13 protein-coding genes and 1 tRNA gene are annotated in these 16,310 nt (G+C 55.4%); 9 read left to right on the plus strand and 5 right to left on the minus strand.

Annotated features, from left to right (window positions below; all coding sequences use genetic code 11):
• The first annotated feature begins 54 nt into the window (after window positions 1-54).
• Window positions 55-3,531: a transcription-repair coupling factor gene (mfd, locus tag EOV40_RS05085; protein ID WP_128105211.1), complete on the plus strand. Its 3,477-nt coding sequence runs from the start codon at window positions 55-57 to the stop codon at window positions 3,529-3,531.
• 52 nt (window positions 3,532-3,583) lie between these two features.
• On the opposite strand, the gene EOV40_RS05090 is transcribed toward mfd, so the two are convergent.
• The gene (locus EOV40_RS05090; protein WP_128105212.1) at window positions 3,584-4,534 is read right to left on the minus strand and encodes a DUF945 family protein; all 951 of its coding nucleotides are present in this window, start codon (window positions 4,532-4,534) and stop codon (window positions 3,584-3,586) included.
• Between the two features lie 36 nt (window positions 4,535-4,570).
• Between EOV40_RS05090 and EOV40_RS05095 the strand changes: the two genes are divergently transcribed.
• Both EOV40_RS05095 and EOV40_RS05100 read left to right on the plus strand, forming a co-directional pair.
• Complete coding sequence (locus EOV40_RS05095) at window positions 4,571-5,566, plus strand: bile acid:sodium symporter family protein (protein WP_012812847.1); 996 nt, start codon at window positions 4,571-4,573, stop codon at window positions 5,564-5,566.
• 24 nt (window positions 5,567-5,590) lie between these two features.
• On the plus strand, window positions 5,591-7,036 hold the full coding sequence (locus EOV40_RS05100; protein WP_128106194.1) for a pyridoxal phosphate-dependent decarboxylase family protein: 1,446 nt from the start codon (window positions 5,591-5,593) through the stop codon (window positions 7,034-7,036).
• A 30-nt stretch (window positions 7,037-7,066) separates the two neighbouring features.
• Here EOV40_RS05100 and cobT read toward each other — a convergent pair whose 3' ends face one another.
• The 3 genes from cobT to EOV40_RS05115 all read right to left on the minus strand — a co-directional run bounded on the left by cobT (window position 7,067) and on the right by EOV40_RS05115 (window position 10,713).
• Window positions 7,067-8,983 carry a cobaltochelatase subunit CobT gene (gene cobT, locus EOV40_RS05105; protein WP_128105213.1) on the minus strand — a complete coding sequence of 639 codons (1,917 nt, stop codon included), beginning with the start codon at window positions 8,981-8,983 and terminating at the stop codon, window positions 7,067-7,069.
• Between the two features lie 13 nt (window positions 8,984-8,996).
• Entirely contained in the window at window positions 8,997-10,004 is a 1,008-nt protein-coding gene (gene cobS, locus EOV40_RS05110) for a cobaltochelatase subunit CobS (protein WP_128105214.1), read from the minus strand.
• 88 nt (window positions 10,005-10,092) lie between these two features.
• The gene (locus EOV40_RS05115; RefSeq protein WP_080986783.1) at window positions 10,093-10,713 is read right to left on the minus strand and encodes a J domain-containing protein; all 621 of its coding nucleotides are present in this window, start codon (window positions 10,711-10,713) and stop codon (window positions 10,093-10,095) included.
• Between the two features lie 51 nt (window positions 10,714-10,764).
• On the opposite strand from EOV40_RS05115, the gene EOV40_RS05120 reads away from it, so the two are divergent.
• The gene (locus EOV40_RS05120) at window positions 10,765-11,103 is read left to right on the plus strand and encodes a BolA family protein (RefSeq protein WP_128105215.1); all 339 of its coding nucleotides are present in this window, start codon (window positions 10,765-10,767) and stop codon (window positions 11,101-11,103) included.
• Window positions 11,103-11,675 (plus strand): LolA family protein, encoded by a 573-nt coding sequence (locus EOV40_RS05125; RefSeq protein WP_087651361.1) that lies wholly within the window; start codon window positions 11,103-11,105, stop codon window positions 11,673-11,675. The genes EOV40_RS05120 and EOV40_RS05125 overlap by 1 nt, the downstream gene beginning before the upstream one ends.
• Here the strand turns inward: EOV40_RS05125 and lipB are convergent.
• A complete protein-coding gene (lipB, locus tag EOV40_RS05130; RefSeq protein ID WP_050819678.1) occupies window positions 11,656-12,357 on the minus strand; it encodes a lipoyl(octanoyl) transferase LipB in 702 nt (233 codons plus the stop codon). The genes EOV40_RS05125 and lipB overlap by 20 nt on opposite strands.
• Window positions 12,358-12,429: 72 nt before the next feature.
• Here lipB and EOV40_RS05135 point away from each other — a divergent pair.
• The 4 genes from EOV40_RS05135 to moaA all read left to right on the plus strand — a co-directional run bounded on the left by EOV40_RS05135 (window position 12,430) and on the right by moaA (window position 16,307).
• Window positions 12,430-12,516: transfer RNA gene (locus tag EOV40_RS05135), tRNA-Leu, on the plus strand.
• A 337-nt stretch (window positions 12,517-12,853) separates the two neighbouring features.
• A complete protein-coding gene (gene galU / locus EOV40_RS05140) occupies window positions 12,854-13,744 on the plus strand; it encodes a UTP--glucose-1-phosphate uridylyltransferase GalU (RefSeq protein WP_003623457.1) in 891 nt (296 codons plus the stop codon).
• Window positions 13,744-15,153 carry a phosphoglucomutase/phosphomannomutase PgmG gene (pgmG, locus tag EOV40_RS05145; RefSeq protein ID WP_128105216.1) on the plus strand — a complete coding sequence of 470 codons (1,410 nt, stop codon included), beginning with the start codon at window positions 13,744-13,746 and terminating at the stop codon, window positions 15,151-15,153. The genes galU and pgmG overlap by 1 nt, the downstream gene beginning before the upstream one ends.
• Before the next feature lie 137 nt (window positions 15,154-15,290).
• Window positions 15,291-16,307 carry a GTP 3',8-cyclase MoaA gene (moaA, locus tag EOV40_RS05150; RefSeq protein WP_128105217.1) on the plus strand — a complete coding sequence of 339 codons (1,017 nt, stop codon included), beginning with the start codon at window positions 15,291-15,293 and terminating at the stop codon, window positions 16,305-16,307.
• Window positions 16,308-16,310 lie beyond the last annotated feature (3 nt).

Genomic DNA, 16,310 nt, shown 5'->3' on the forward strand with positions numbered 1-16,310 from the left:
AGGTATGCTGGCAGCTTGCGGGGTTTGCGTATTTAAGAACAGGCGGATACCGGGATGACAGCACAGACAGGCGCACAAAAGCGGATAGCAACCGTATGGGGCGTGCCAGAAGGGTATGATGCCCTTTTGCTGGCGCGTCGTGCGCGGGATCATAAAGGCCCGGTGCTGCATATTGCGCGCAATGATGCCGCCATGGCCCGCCTGAATGATATGCTGGCCTTTGTGGCGCCTGATGTGGATGTACTGCGCTTTCCCGCATGGGATTGCCTGCCGTATGACAGGGTTTCTCCCAACCCTGCCATTGTGGCCGAGCGTGTTTCCACCCTTACGCGTCTGCTGGAACCCGCAAAAGGCCGCCCACGGCTTGTGCTGGCTACGGTTAACGCTGTGGTGCAGCGTGTTGCCCCGCGTAAAACGTTTGAGGGGCAATCACTTTCCATCCGCACGGGGGAAAGTCTGGATCAGGGCTTTCTGATCGAGCTGCTGATTGCCAATGGTTACACCCGTACGGATACGGTGATGGAAGCCGGGGAATTTGCAACCCGCGGGGGTATTTTTGATCTGTACCCCGCCGGTGCAGGTGAACCCCTGCGGCTTGATCTGTTTGGGGATGAGGTTGAAAACATCCGCGCGTTTGATCCCGGTTCCCAACGCTCTACGGCCAAGCGCGATGGGCTGACACTTTGCCCCGTTTCTGAATTCTCTCTGGACAAGGAAAGCATTTCACGCTTCCGCACCGGCTGGCGTGATGCCTTCGGCCCTGCTGCCACGTCTGATCCGCTTTATGAGCATATTTCAGATGGGCGCAGGCATCCAGGTATCGAACACTGGCTGCCCTTGTTCCATGATCATTTGGAAACGTTGTTTGATTACCTGCCAGATGTTGCTGTTTCGCTGGAACATCAGGCTGAAGATGTGCTGAAATCCCGGTTGGAAATGATAGAAGATCACTATCAGGCCCGCCGTCAGCCTGTGCGGGAAGGGGAAATACCCTACCGTCCGCTGCCTCCGCATCTGCTCTATCTGGATGAAAAAGGGTGGGATGCCTGCCTGTCCCGCGTGCCTGTGGTAGCATTTAGCCCCTATGCGCAGCCCGATGGTGCCGGAGGGGTGGATGTAGGTGGCCGCCCCGGTAAGATGTTCTCCAAAATTGTGCCCGGTGCCCAGCGTGAGCAGGTGTTTACGCTATTGGGGGATCAGGTAAAGGAATGGGCGCAGGTAAAGCGCCGCGCCTTTGTGGCGGCATGGACCAAAGGTTCGCGAGAGCGCATTGCCACATTGCTGCGTGAACACGGCGTACCCACCCAGACATATGAGACGTGGGAACAGGCCCATAAAGCCAAGCCCGGCCCGGTGGGTTTGCTTACCCTTGGTCTGGAACGCGGCTTTGTAGCGGATGATCTGGCATTTGTTTCCGAACAGGATCTGCTGGGTGAGCGTATTGGCCGCCCACCACGCCGCCGCCGCCGTGCAGATGAACTGATTGCCGAAGCCAGCGAACTTTCTGCTGGTGATCTGGTGGTGCATCAGGATTACGGGATTGGCCGTTATGATGGGCTGGAAACCGTAAGCGTAGGCGTGGCCCCGCATGATTGCCTGCGCCTGCTGTATGATGGCGGACAGAAACTTTACCTGCCGGTAGAAAATATCGAACTGTTGAGCCGCTTCGGGTCAGACCAGGCAGGGGTTGCGCTGGATAAGCTGGGCGGCACGGCATGGCAGAACCGTAAATCGCAAATGAAAAAGCGCATCCGCGATATGGCGGGTGAGCTTATTAGAACCGCAGCAATGCGTGCCCTAAAGGAAGCGCCAGAACTGGTTCCGCCGGAGGGGCAGTGGGATGAGTTCTGTGCCCGCTTCCCATTTGTGGAAACGGATGATCAGGCACGTGCCATTGCCGATGTGCTGGAGGATATGTCCTCCGGCCGGCCAATGGATCGTCTGGTATGTGGTGATGTGGGCTTTGGTAAAACCGAGGTAGCCTTACGCGCGGCCTTTGTGGCGGCCATGTCAGGCGGGCAGGTGGCTGTTGTGGTGCCCACTACGCTTCTGGCCCGGCAGCATTACCGTACCTTCGCCGCGCGGTTTGAGGGCTTTCCCATCAAGGTGGCGCAGCTTTCCCGTATGGTAACGGGTAAGGAAGCCACAGCAGTGCGCAAGGGCATTGCAGATGGTAGCGTAAACATTGTTATCGGCACGCACGCACTGCTGGCCAAAACGGTTCAGTTTGCCTCACTCGAATTGCTGATTATTGATGAAGAACAGCATTTTGGCGTGTCTCATAAGGAAAAGCTGAAAGCCCTGCGCGAAGATGTGCATGTGCTCACACTTTCCGCCACACCATTGCCGCGTACGCTCCAGCTTTCGCTTTCCGGCGTGCGTGAAATGAGCCTGATTGCCACCCCACCAACAGACAGGCTGGCAGTGCGCACCTTCATCATGCCGTTTGATAGCGTGGTGATAAGGGAAGCCATCCAGCGTGAACGCTTCCGTGGTGGGCAGATTTTCTGTGTGGCCCCGCGTATTGAGGATCTGGATAGGCTGGCTGAACGGCTGACTGCTATTGTGCCCGATGCCCGGCTGATACAGGCGCATGGTCGCCTTTCCGCCACCGAGCTGGAACGGGTGATGACCGAGTTTTCAGACGGCAAATACGATATTCTGCTCTCCACCAATATTGTGGAAAGCGGGCTGGATATGCCTGCGGTGAATACGCTTATTATCCATAGGGCAGATATGTTCGGCCTTGGGCAGCTTTATCAGCTGCGCGGGCGCGTGGGACGTGGCAAGCAGCGAGGCTACGCTTATCTGACATGGCCACAAACACATGTGCTTTCAGCTTCCGCAGAAAAGAGGCTGGAAGTGATGCAAACGCTGGATACGCTGGGCGCTGGCTTTACGCTGGCCTCGCACGATCTGGATTTGCGTGGTGCGGGTAATCTGCTGGGCGATCAGCAATCCGGTCATGTGCGCGAAGTGGGGATCGAACTTTACCAGCAGATGCTGGAAGATGCCGTGGCCGACCTGCGCTCCGATAAGAACCGCCGAGCCGCAGAGGATCGGGACTGGACGCCCAACATTGTTATGGGCCTGCCGGTGTTGATCCCGGATGAGTATGTGACAGATCTGCCCGTAAGGCTTGGGCTATACCGCCGTATCAGTGCGCTGGCATCTGATGCGGAACTGGAAGCCATGGAAGCCGAGCTGATAGACCGCTTTGGCGCCCTGCCGCCGGAGGTCAAGAACCTTCTGGATATTGTGGAGCTTAAACGCCTGTGCCGTCAGGCCGGGGTAGAGCGTGTTGAGGCTGGCCCCAAGGGCATGGTGCTACAATTCCGCAATAATACCTTCCGCAACCCGGCCGGGTTGGTGCAGTGGATGGGTAAATGGAAGGATGGCACAGTGCGCCTCCGGCCAGACCACAAAATGGCGGTTGTGCGCGAACTCACCAACGTGCAGCGCATAGATCTGGCCCGGCGCGTGCTGAAGGATCTGGCCGGTATGTGCGAAAAAGTGATGGAAATGGCCTGACAAGGCCCAGATGGCCGGAGGGGCTTAACAGCAATCCCTCCGGCCATTTTGTTTATTTTAGCGGGATGGGGAAGCCATTTACGGTCAGCACACCGCTTTCCCATTTGGTGTCCCACGTATTCTGCTCACCATGTTTGTGGCTTACCAAACGGGCCACAACCATGCCTGCGGCCAGCTTCATCTGCTTGGCAGTACGGGCTTTATCAATCAGGGTTTCCAGATTGGTAATTTCCAGATGACCAGAGGCTGATGTGTTGTTCACATTGCCTGTAAGAGTTGCCACGCCATTGCCGTGTAGGGAGGCATCACCCTGTGTGGCATCAAAGCTGGAAATGGTAGCATGCACAGCCGGAGCACTGGCGCTGCGGCCCCCAATGGCGCTCATAAGGGCGGGCACTTCTGCCGCGGGGAGGGAGAACGTGGCATGAGCCGCTGTGGGCAGTAGATCCTGATTAGCAACGTTATGGAAACTTACCCCATCCATCCCCAATGATGCCGAGGCCGTGGCACTGCCACCCTGCATCTGATAGCGCGCAGTGTTGACAGTTACCTGTGCGGCACCATGCGTGAGCGTGGCGTTCTGCCATGTCAGATCATAGCTTTTGCCTGCCTGAAGGCCCGCCAGCACGCGCTTGCCCTGTGTGTTCAGCCAATCCGTGCACGCGGCATTGTGATGCCCCGTCATGGCGGACATCAGCAGCAGAGAGGCCGCATCTGCCAGATCATGCGTGGCTTCGGGCGTTTCTCCAGAACCATGCAGGGTAACGTGGCCTGCCTTAAAGGTAGTGCCCCCATCTGGGGTGCGTAACACCAGATTCTGGTAGGTAACACCTTGCGCCGTTTCCTGCCCAGAAGCGCGGGAAACCACCGCGCAGCCAGAAGGAGGGGCCGCAAAAGCCGGAGCCGCAGCAACTGTGGCATAAATGCTCACAGCACCGAGAACGGAGAGGGACAGGAAAGTATACTGTTTCATTTCAGTTAAAGGGTGCCGTAAGTAAAACATGCAGGCAACCAGAAAGAAGAACGAAAGGTCAGGCGCGTGCGGTTTTTGAAATTGGACCCCTTTTTAATGGGGCTGGTCAGCGCTGTGCTGCTGGCAACGTTCTTTCCCTGTCATGGGGCGGCTGTTCCGGTTTTTAGGTGGCTTTCCATTGGCCTGATTGCCCTGATGTTTTTTTTGCAAGGAGCAAGGCTTTCGCGCAAGGCGGTGGTGGATGGCTTGGTGGCATGGAAGTTGCACCTGCTTATTCTGTGCTGCACCTTTGTGTTGTTCCCGCTGCTGGGGCTATTGGGCCACGCGCTTCTGCCTAATCTGATGCAGCCAGAAATCTGGATGGGCGTGCTGTTTTTGTGCTGCCTGCCTTCCACCGTGCAGTCTTCCATTGCGTTTACCTCCATTGGTGGGGGCAATGTGCCTGCGGCGGTATGTGCGGCCACGGCTTCTAACGTTTTGGGCATTTTTATTACGCCAGTGTTGGTGGGGCTTATTCTTAGCAAGCATGGTGGTGCGGCTGGTAACCCGCTGGATATTGTTTATCAGCTTTTGCTGCCCTTTATTTTGGGGCAGGTGTTGCAGCCTTGGCTTGGCCCGTGGGCGCACCGTAATAAAAAGCTGCTTTCTTTTTCAGACCGAGGCTCTGTGCTGGTGGTGGTGTATGCGGCGTTTAGTGATGCCGTGATGCAAGGGCTGTGGCACAAGCTGCCCGTGGCAGAAATGGGTGTGATTGCACTGGTAGATGCCGTGTTGCTGTTTGTGGTGCTGGGCATTACCATTTTTGCTGGCCGCGCCTTTGGCCTGCCCCTTAAAGATGAAATTGCCGTGGTGTTCTGTGGCTCCAAAAAAACGCTGGCATCTGGCGTGCCTATGGCCAACGTGCTGTTCCCGCCCGCATCGGTGGGGATGATTGTTCTGCCACTTATGATGTATCACCAGATCCAGCTTTTTGTATGCGCCGTTCTGGCCCGCCGTTTTGCCCGCATGACACAGCAGGCAGAACAGCATGAGCAAACGCCAGAGATACGACACGCATCCTGAATACGGATATTGGAGAAAACAGAAGTGGCCGGGTTAGATCCAGAAAACTGGGAAGAATTGCGCACGCTAGGCCACCGCATGTTGGATGACATGCTTGAGTCCATAAAAAACGTGGCAAAAGGTCCGGTATGGCAACCTATGCCGGACACGCTGCGGCAGAGCTTCAAACTGGCTCCTTTGCCCCAAGGCGCACAACCGCTTGATGGGTTGTATGACCAGTTTTCTCAGGCAGTGGCACCTTATGCTGTGGGCAATCGGCACCCGCGCTTTATGGGGTGGGTACATGGTGGTGGCACGGCACAGGGCATGCTGGCAGAAATGCTGGCCGCTGGCTTAAACGCCAATCTGGGTGGCCGTAACCATGCTCCGGTTGAAGTAGAGCGCATGGTTATCCGCTGGGCGGCGGAAATGTTCGGTTTTCCAGATACAGCAAGCGGTGTGCTGGTTACCGGTTCTTCCATGGCCAATTTTATTGCTATTCTGACAGCCAGCCGCGCAGTGCCCGATGGCACGGCTTTGCGTGAGCAAGGCGTGGCAGGCTGCAAACTGGTAGGATACGCAGCACAAACGGCGCATGGTTGTGTGGCCCGTGCATTTGATATGGCCGGGCTGGGCATGAAGGCCCTGCGCCGCGTGCCGGTGGATGCTGCCTTCCGTATGGATATGCAGGCGCTGCGCCGCATGGTGGCGCAGGACAGGGCGGATGGATACGAGCCTTTTCTGGTTGTTGGCACAGCAGGCACCGTGGATACTGGCAGCGTAGACCCGCTGGATGAACTGGCAGATTACGCAAAGGCTGAAAAGCTCTGGTTCCATGTTGATGGGGCTTTTGGCGCGTTGGTGCAGTTGGCACCAGATTACGCCCCATTGCTCAAGGGGCTGGAGCGGGCCGATAGCCTTGCCTTTGATTTTCATAAATGGGCGCAAGTGCCTTACGATGCAGGCTGCGTGCTGGTGCGGGAACAGGGACGGCAGGCGGCAACGTTTGCGCAGTCCTTAGCCTATCTCTCGCGCGAGGATCGTGGATTGGCTGCGGATGCTCCGTGGTTTTGTGATTTTGGGCCAGATCTTTCGCGCGGGTTTCGGGCGCTTAAGGTGTGGTTCACGCTGGCGGGGTTTGGCACCGAAGGGTTGGGTAATGTGGTGGCGCAATCCTGTGCGGTGGCGCAATATCTGGCATCTCGCGTGGTTGCCACGCCTGGCCTTACGCTACTGGCTCCCGTAACGCTGAATATTGTGTGTTTTCGGGTGGATATGCCTGATGTGGGTGATCTGGATACGCTGAATGCGGAACTGGTGAAGGACCTTCAGGAAAGTGGTATTGCGGCCCCGTCCACTACGCGCATTCACGGCAAGTTGGCTATTCGTGCGGCTATCGTAAACCACCGCACCACCAAGGAAGATGCAGATATTATGCTGGCTGGCTTGGCTGATATGGTTCAAGCCCGCTTGGGCCGCCCGCTGGCTTAAATACAAGGTCAGCAGGCGGCACTTTTGCCCTTAACGTGCGCGTTTGCGCGGGCGGCGTTTCTCTTCAAACAGAGCGGAGAGGGACTGGAGCATTGTGCCCCCCAGTTCCTCCGCATCTGTAATGGTAACGGCCTTTTGGTAATAGCGCGTCACGTCATGCCCGATACCAATGGCTGTTAATTCCACCGCGCTGCGGTTTTCGATCATATCAATTACAGCGCGCAGGTGGTCTTCCAGATAAGAGGCCGGGTTGACGGAAAGCGTGCTGTCATCCACCGGGGCACCGTCTGAAATCACCATCAGAATCTTACGGGCTTCCTGCCGGTTTCTGATACGGTTCCATGCCCATAGCAGGGCTTCACCATCTATGTTTTCTTTCAGCAGGCCTTCACGCAGCATCAGGCCCAGATTGGTGCGGGCACGCCGCCACGGCATATCGGCTGATTTGTAAACAATGTGGCGCAAATCATTCAGGCGGCCCGGTTCTGGCGGCTTGCCGTTTTGCAGCCAGAGTTCCCGGCTTTGGCCGCCTTTCCATGCGCGGGTGGTAAAGCCCAGAATTTCCACCTTTACGCCGCAGCGCTCCAGCGTACGGGCCAGAATATCTCCGCAGGATGCCGCAACAGAAATGGGCCGCCCCCGCATGGAGCCAGAATTATCAATGAGCAGGGTGACAACCGTATCGCGGAATTCCGTATCCTTCTCCTGCTTATAGGAAAGGGAAAGCATGGGGTTGACCACAATGCGGGATAGGCGGCCCGCATCCAGAATACCTTCTTCCAGATCGAAAGACCAAGAACGTGTCTGCTGCGCCATCAAACGGCGCTGGAGCCGGTTGGCAAGCCGAGACACAACTCCGTGCAAGGTGGCCAATTGCAGATCAAGCTGATGCCGCAGGCGGGAGAGTTCTTCAGGGTCACACAGTTCTTCTGCGCGAATTTCTTCATCAAACCGGGTGGTATAGGGATGGTAGCCTTTGGCTGTCAGGCCAGATTCATTTTCCGGCCGGCTGCCCGGGCCTGAGGCTTCCCCCGTGCCTTCGCCCATGCTGGCATCGTGTTCTTCTTCTGCAAATTCAGTAGAAGATTCGCTGCTGCCAGCCATGAGTTGAGGTTGAGAGATTTCCTCTTCCTGCTCATCCTGCTGGGGAGATGTGTTTTCTTCCTGATCCGGGGGCGGTGGGTTTGAATCGTCCTGCGAATCTGCTGCTTCGGAAGACTCATTATCGGCATCCATATCTTCGGATGCCGTATCATCTTCTGTCAGGGCACAGGCAGCCATAAGCTGACGGCTGGCACGCGCATATGCGGCTTGATCCGTCTGGTGCTTGGCCATTTCATCCAGCGCACTCAGGGCTTCTGGGGAGAGGGTCTGCTTCCATTTTTCCAGAATGGCCTGAGCCGGTTCTGGCACTGGCTGGCCTGTCAGTTTCTCACGCGCCAGCAGTTCCAGCCCCACAACGGGGGAAAGCTGAGAGGCATCTTTCATCCGGTCCAGCCCGGATGCCCGGATATCTTGCTCAAGCCGGTGGCGCAGGTTGGCGGCCACGCCTTTCATGTGGCGTGCGCCTACAGATTCAATTCTGGCTTGTTCCAGTGCGTCATACACATCGCGCGCCTGCGTTTCAGCAGGTTGGCGGGCGGCGTGCAGGGCAAAGTCATGGTGCTTCAGGCGCAGGGCCTGCGCATCTGCCGCACCACGGATACGCTGCATTTCCTCCTCACTTAAATTGAGAGAAGGAGATTGTAACCGGACTTTTTCCCCAAGGCTGATCGGAGCCAGAGGCATGTTGCCGCTGTGGAAGGAAACATCTGCCTCTTTCTGCCCGCCAATGGCGCGTAAAGCGGCAGATGTGGCCTGCTTGAAAGTGTCCACCCGTTTTTCCGCCTGTTCCCGAGAGAAAGGCGGTGTGTTGGGGGAGGATGGACCTTTGGTGCGCTCAGCCATGAAAAAATCCGATTCAGGCAGTGCGGCCGGGCAGCGGGCTGGTGTTGAAGCAGCGCTGATAATACTCCGCCACCATGCTGCGTTCGGCTTCATCACACTTGTTCAGGAAGGTTACGCGGAAGGCAAAGGCCACATCCTTAAAGATACGGTCATTCTCTGCCCAGGCAATAACCCCGCGGGGTGACATAACGGTAGAAAGATCTCCCGCCATAAAGCCGGAGCGGGTAAGGGCCGCCAACGCCACCATGTTATCAATTTTATCGCGCTCGGCCTTGTCATCTTCCGCAATGTCAAGGCGTGCGCACACAATGCCCACTTCCTGCTGATGCGGCAGATAGTTCAGGGAGGTTACGATATTCCACCGGTCCATCTGGGCCTGGTTGATCTGCTGCGTGCCGTGATACAGCCCGGTTGTATCACCCAGCCCAACGGTGTTGGCCGTGGCAAACAGGCGGAAGAACGGGTTGGGGGAGATCACACGGTTCTGGTCCAGAAGGGTGAGCTTGCCTTCCACTTCCAGCACGCGCTGGATCACAAACATCACATCTGCACGGCCTGCATCGTATTCATCAAACACCAGTGCGCAGGGGCGTTGCAGGCACCACGGCAGCAGGCCTTCCTGAAATTCGGTAATCTGCTGGCCGTCCTTCACCACAATGGCGTCCTTGCCAATCAGATCAATACGGGAAATGTGGCTATCCAGATTGATGCGGATGCACGGCCAGTTCAGGCGCGCGGCAATTTGTTCAATGTGGGAGGATTTGCCGGTGCCATGGAAACCCTGCACCATCACGCGGCGGTTGAAGGCAAAGCCTGCCAGAATGGCCAGCGTGGTGTCGTGGTCGAACAGATAAGCCTTGTCCACTTCAGGCACATGTTCTGTGCGGATGGAAAAGGCAGGCACCTTCATGTCAGAATCAAGGCCGAACACATCGCGCACGCTGACTTCCATATCTGGTACGGAAATGGCTGAAATGGATGGGAGTTCGGAAGCGTTGGACTGGCTGGAAATATCCGTCATGGCTATATGTCTGCGCTCTTTGTCTGACAGGAAAGAAAAAAGGCAAAGCTACCGGAAATATATGATGCCTTGAATGCAGCATACATCATCACAGCGCTTTTTCGAGGCTTTCGGTTAAAAGATGGGTCTTCACAATCGTGAAGGCAACATTGATTTTTTTAAGCCGCTCTTCGGCATTCCGGTCTCCGTTATTGGTGTCCGGGTGGTGCTTGCGCGCCAGTGCCCGGTAACGGCTTTTGGCCTCTTCCATACTTACAGGCCAAGAAAGCCCCAGAATGGCCAAAGGTTCCCGCAACGCGGCAGGAGCCGATACACGTTCCTGATAAGCTTGCGCACGTGCGCGCTCTGCGCGGGAGCGGCGGTTCTGGCCCAGAATATCCAGCGGGTCCAGAATATCCTCTTCATTCGGTGTGGCGCGTTTTGCACCTTTGGCACTTTGGCCAAAGGCCCATGTAGGCCTGTCCCACCCGATATCTGCGCGTAGGTGCGCTTCAATCTGGCCGGGGCTCATGCCTTTGTAATAATCCCAACGCGCATTATATTCCCGAACATGGTTGAGGCAGAACCAGTAATACTGGTTCAGTGCATCGCGTGAGCGGGGCGCACGGTAACCGGCCGGCTCCTGACAGCTAGGCATGTCACAGCAACGTGCTGGCGCGTCAGGATCAGGATCGAACGCGCGGGGGCGGGTGTTCCTACGTTTAATCATTTAGCGTTATGTGCGGTGCAAAAGCATCTGTAGCAAGGGGTAAACAGGGATATGACCAGTCTTTCAGATTCTTCGGCTCTTTCCAAGGCAGAAGGTGTGCGTATGCAGCGGGTTCGTAATGTTCTTGAAAAAACATTCAACCCCATTGTGTTGGAAATTGAAGATGAAAGCCACCGCCACGCCCACCATAAAGCCATGGTGCGTGGGCCAGAAGCCGGTGCCACGGAAACGCATTTTCGGGTGCTCATGGTTTCCGCAGCTTTTGAAGGTGTGAACCGTGTGAACCGCTCCCGCATGGTGCATGAGGCACTGGCCCCTGAATTTTCCAGTGGTTTGCATGCGTTGGCTCTTACCCTGCGCACACCGCAGGAAGCCGAGAAGGTGGCATAATGCGCAAAGGCCTGAAATTAAACCGTCGTGCATTTGCCGTGCTGGCACCATTGGCGTTGGCTGCTTGCGCGGGGCAGACCATGCAGGGCACATCCGGCGCAAAAAATGCCGATGTTGCCCGTGTGGAAAATTATTTCCGCACTGTGGATTTGGAGAACGCACCGTTTCTTCAAACATGGCCTAATGGCAGCCGGGGCGGTGGGTTAATTACCTACAAGCCCGGATCATTGTACATGCACTATACGGCACCGCATGAAATGGAGCTTCGGGCTTCTGGCCATCATGCCGTCTTTACAGATGCCCAGCAGGGTTCCCAAACCCGTATTGGTCTGGCGCATAACCCGCTGGGTTTGCTGTTGGATAATCCTGTTGTGCTGTCTGGCGCCGTTACTGTTACCAACGTGCAAAAGCAACCCGGCGTGTTGCAGCTTTCGCTCACACGCACGGATAATCCATCACAGGGGTTGGTCACGCTGGTTTTTCATGACGTGGCAAACAGGCTTGCGCTTTCTTCCATCCAGATTGTGGATGAACGCAGGCACGTTATCTCCATCAGTCTGGACCCTGTGTAACGGCCACTTCCTGTAAAGGAGAAGGCACGCTGCCAAATGTGTTGGCCCAGGATTGGGCCAGTGCCTGATCCAGTTCCTGCATGGTGGTGGAAAGCCCCAGCTTGCGAAAGCTGGTAACGCCGTATTCCCTAATTCCGCAGGGTACAATGCCTTCAAAATCCGCCATGTTGGGGTCTAGGTTGATGGCAACACCGTGCCAGCTCACCCAGCGGGAAACACGCACCCCAATGGCGGCAATTTTTTCCTCTTTCCCGGTTTTGGGGTCTGTTACCCATACTCCCACACGGCCTTCGCGCACTTCACCATGAATGCCAAAATGGGCCAAAGCACCAATCACCCACGATTCTAAAGCGTGCACATAAGCCCGCAGGTCTCTTCCCGGTACGGGGCCGTGGGCGCGTTGCAGATCTAGCATCACGTAAGCGGTTCTTTGTCCCGGTCCATGATATGTCCACTGCCCACCGCGGCCTGCGTGATAGGTGGGGTAATGTGCAGGGTTAAAAAGATCTTCTGCCTTGGCGGATGTGCCTGAAGTATAAAGGGGTGGATGCTCCAGTAACCACACCCGTTCTGTAGCTTCATCTGCACGAATGCTGCGGGCCATGCTTTCCATGCGACTGAGTGCTTGAGGGTATGGAACCAGTTTTTTGCTGATTTCCCATAAAATTTGTTCTTTTGTCATTGCCGCACGTTCCTGCTTCGGCTATAGGGCTGTTCACCAACGGTATCGCTCTTCTGGTACCGATTGTCACGTGCGGCCGTGGCGGAATGGTAGACGCGCAAGCTTGAGGTGCTTGTGGGGGAATACCCCGTGGAAGTTCGAGTCTTCTCGGCCGCACCATATTTCTTCAAAAACAAAATAAAATCAGAGCAGTAAACAGCAGCAGAAGCTTCTGCCTGTTGGGCGCATATCTGTTCTGCCAGAGTATAATTCTGCATTTTTGTGCATGAATTGTCATATTCACGCCTCTCTTTTCCGGTTTTTAGAATAGGCGCATGGTTTTAGATGTGTAAAATAAAAGCCATGTAGAGTGTGGCCTAAAACACGCACACGCGTTTTTGCGCGTTGGGCGGGTTTTGTTGCATTCTTGATGAGCCGTGTTGTGGGCAGGGTGCTCTCTGCGGACAAGGTGGTTCTGATGGTTGAGGTTTAACCCGTTTTTTAAGGTGTTGTATTCGTGTCCAAACCCAAGCCTTTACGTAAAGCAGTCCTGCCTGTTGCGGGATTGGGAACGCGCTTTCTGCCCGCAACCAAGGCCATGCCAAAAGAAATGCTGCCTGTTGTTGACAGGCCGCTGATTCAGTATGCGATTGATGAAGCGCGTGAAGCCGGGATTGAAGAGTTCTGCCTGATTACAGGCCGCGGTAAGGACTCCCTTATTGATTACTTTGATATTGCTTATGAGCTGGAAGACACGCTGAGAGAACGCAATAAGATTGATTGCCTAAAAGCACTGGAACCCAGTTCTATTGAAGCAGGTTCTCTTATTGCTGTGCGTCAGCAGGAACCGCTGGGCCTTGGGCACGCCATCTGGTGCGCGCGCTCCTTTATTGGGGATGATCCGTTCGCTATCCTGCTGCCCGATGATATTGTGCAAGCCGCACCCGGCAAGGGTTGCCTGAAGCAGCTGGCCGATGCCTATAATGAAACAGGCGGCAGCGTTGTGGCGGTGACAGAAGTGCCGCGTGAACAGACAAACCGTTACGGTATTCTGGATACAGGCAAGGATGATGGCCGCCTTGTTGAAGTGAAGGGTCTGGTTGAAAAGCCAAAGCCGGAAGATGCGCCTTCCAACCTGTCCATCATTGGCCGTTATGTGCTGACACCAGAAGTTATGCCGTATCTTTCCAAGCTGGAAAAAGGTGCAGGTGGTGAAGTGCAGCTTACAGATGCCATGGCAAAAACCATTGGTCAGGTGCCTTTCCACGGTCTGCGTTATGAAGGCACCCGCTATGATTGCGGCAACAAGCTTGGCTTCCTTGAAGCACAGGTAGCCTTTGCTCTGGAACGGCCTGATCTTGCTGATGGCGTGAAGGAATTTCTGAAAAAATACACAGATAAAATCTGATGTCTTTTGCGCATAGGTTTGAATCTACCAGCCTGCGCGAATACGATATTCGTGGCATTGTTGGTAAAACCCTTTCAACCGATGATGCGTTTGCCATTGGCCGCACCTTTGGCAGCCTTGTGCGCCGCAATGGCGGTAAAACGCTGGTTGTGGGCTATGATGGCCGCCTGTCTTCTCCTGCATTGGAGAAGGCATTGGTGCAAGGTGCCGTAGCGTGCGGGCTAAATGTAATGCGTGTGGGGCGTGGCCCCACACCGTTGCTATATTATGGATCTGTTATTCTTAAGGCTGATGGCGCCGTTATGGTGACAGGCAGCCATAACCCGCCAGATCACAACGGCTTTAAAATCACCTTGGCTGGCAAGCCTTTCTTCGGTGCCCAGATTCGGGAGCTGGGGGATTTATCTGCCAAGGGCGATGTGGTGCCAGAAGAAAAAGGCACCGTGCGCGATGTGGATATTCGTGAAGACTATGTAGCACGCCTTGTAAGGGATTACGTTGGCGGACAGCGCAAGCTGAAAGTTGTCTGGGACAACGGCAACAGTTCCGCCGGTGAAGTTCTGGAAATGTTGGTAAAAAAGCTGCCGGGCGAGCACATTGTGCTGAACGCCAAAATTGACGGCACTTTTCCCGTGCATCATCCAGACCCAACGGTTGCCAAAAATCTGGAACAGCTTATCGCCTCTGTGCGTGAGCATCAGGCTGATTTGGGTATTGCATTTGATGGTGATGCAGACCGCATTGGCGTGGTGGATAATACAGGCGGCATTCTGTGGGGTGATCAGCTTCTTATTCTGCTGGCGCGCGATGTGTTAAAATCCCATTCCGGGGCCACCATCATTGCGGATGCCAAGGCCAGTCAGGTGCTGTTTGATGAAGTAGCAAAAGCCGGTGGCAAGCCATTGATGTGGCGTACGGGCCATTCGCTTATCAAATCCAAAATGGCGGAAACGGGTTCACCTTTGGCAGGTGAAATGTCGGGCCATATCTTCTTTGCAGATAAATGGTACGGCTTTGATGATGCCCTGTACGCCGGTGTGCGCGTGCTGGATATTGTTGCCCGGATGGATGCACCGCTTTCTGCTTTTCGTGAAGCATTGCCCAAAACCGTATCCACCCCGGAATTACGTTTTGAGTGTGATGACCGCCGCAAGTTCAAGGTTATTGAGGAAGTTGCCGCACGTCTGCGTAAGGCAGGTGCTGATGTTTCCGAAATTGATGGTGTGCGTGTGAATACGCCAGATGGCTGGTGGCTGCTGCGGGCTTCTAACACGCAGGCCGTCCTGGTTGCGCGTGCAGAAGGTCCGACAGAAGCGTGTCTGGAACGCTTGAAGGAAGCTTTGGCGAAGCAGCTTGAACTTTCTGGTCTGTCGCGGCCTGATTTTTCAGGTAACAGCTCTGGCCACTAAGTTTTTAGGTTGGGCTCATAGGTAAAGTGGACGGCTCTTCGGGGCTGTCCGCTTTGCTATCACAAGCAATGTGTTTTTCCGTTACCAACCTTCAAACTGTCGTTTTATGTGGGGCTGGTTTCTGATATAGAGAACCAATGTTGTCCTCTTTAACGGACCCTGCCGGGCGGCGGATTTCTTACCTGCGTGTATCGGTAACAGACCGGTGCGACATGCGGTGCACATACTGCATGGCCGAACGCATGACCTTTCTGCCGCGCTCAGATGTTCTGGATTATGATGAACTGCTGCGCCTATGCCGTGTGTTTGTGCAGCACGGTGTGCGCCGCCTGCGTATAACAGGCGGAGAGCCTTTGGTGCGCCGTGATATCGGCCCGTTTTTTCAGGAACTGGGCTCATGGCTCAAACATTCCGATAATCGCGGCCAGCTGGAAGAACTCACTCTCACAACCAATGGCAGCCATTTGGCCCAGTATGCGCAAACCTTGTTTGATGCCGGTGTGCGCCGTGTGAATGTCAGCCTGGATACGCTGGATGAGGCACGCTTTGCCAAAATAACGCGTAGGGGTAAGCTGGCTGCCACGCTGGAAGGCATACGTGCCGCGCGGGATGTCGGGTTAGCACTGCGTATCAACACCGTTGCCATGGCCGGTGTGAATGATGATGAATTTGATACGCTACTGGCATGGTGCGGAGAAATAGGCGCAGATTTGTGCCTGATTGAAACCATGCCAATGGGAGATACGGGGGAAGATCGCACATCCCGCTATCTGCCATTGCTGGATGTAAAGGCTGATTTATCCAAACGCTGGACACTTACGCCCATTCCAGATGTTACTGGTGGCCCAGCCCGATATTTGCGCGTAGGAGAAACCGGCAGAAGGCTGGGGCTGATTACCCCTATGAGCCATAATTTCTGCGCAACGTGTAACCGGGTGCGGTTGTCTTGCACGGGGCGGCTTTATACCTGCTTGGGGCAGGAAGATGGGGCCGATTTACGCAGTCTGATACGGGCTGGCGCAGATGATGCCGCATTGGAAAGAGCTATTCAGGATGCCATTGACCGCAAACCCAAAGGGCATGATTTTCTGCTGGGCGCATCAGAAGCCGATGTCTCCGGCCCACAGCGGCATATGAGCGTTACGGGCGGTTAAAAA

It is taken from the genome of Acetobacter oryzoeni, from assembly GCF_004014775.2.
Lineage (GTDB): Bacteria > Pseudomonadota > Alphaproteobacteria > Acetobacterales > Acetobacteraceae > Acetobacter > Acetobacter oryzoeni.

Excerpts from the sequence above, each read along its gene's own strand:
- mfd (WP_128105211.1), top strand. The coding sequence starts at position 55 with ATGACAGCACAGACAGGCGCACAAAAGCGGATAGCAACCGTATGGGGC.
- pgmG (WP_128105216.1), top strand. The coding sequence starts at position 13,744 with ATGTCTTTTGCGCATAGGTTTGAATCTACCAGCCTGCGCGAATACGAT.
- EOV40_RS05120 (WP_128105215.1), top strand. The coding sequence starts at position 10,765 with ATGACCAGTCTTTCAGATTCTTCGGCTCTTTCCAAGGCAGAAGGTGTG.
- EOV40_RS05125 (WP_087651361.1), top strand. The coding sequence starts at position 11,103 with ATGCGCAAAGGCCTGAAATTAAACCGTCGTGCATTTGCCGTGCTGGCA.
- cobS (WP_128105214.1), bottom strand. The coding sequence starts at position 10,004 with ATGACGGATATTTCCAGCCAGTCCAACGCTTCCGAACTCCCATCCATT.
- EOV40_RS05115 (WP_080986783.1), bottom strand. The coding sequence starts at position 10,713 with ATGATTAAACGTAGGAACACCCGCCCCCGCGCGTTCGATCCTGATCCT.
- EOV40_RS05090 (WP_128105212.1), bottom strand. The coding sequence starts at position 4,534 with ATGTTTTACTTACGGCACCCTTTAACTGAAATGAAACAGTATACTTTC.
- lipB (WP_050819678.1), bottom strand. The coding sequence starts at position 12,357 with ATGACAAAAGAACAAATTTTATGGGAAATCAGCAAAAAACTGGTTCCA.
- moaA (WP_128105217.1), top strand. The coding sequence starts at position 15,291 with ATGTTGTCCTCTTTAACGGACCCTGCCGGGCGGCGGATTTCTTACCTG.
- cobT (WP_128105213.1), bottom strand. The coding sequence starts at position 8,983 with ATGGCTGAGCGCACCAAAGGTCCATCCTCCCCCAACACACCGCCTTTC.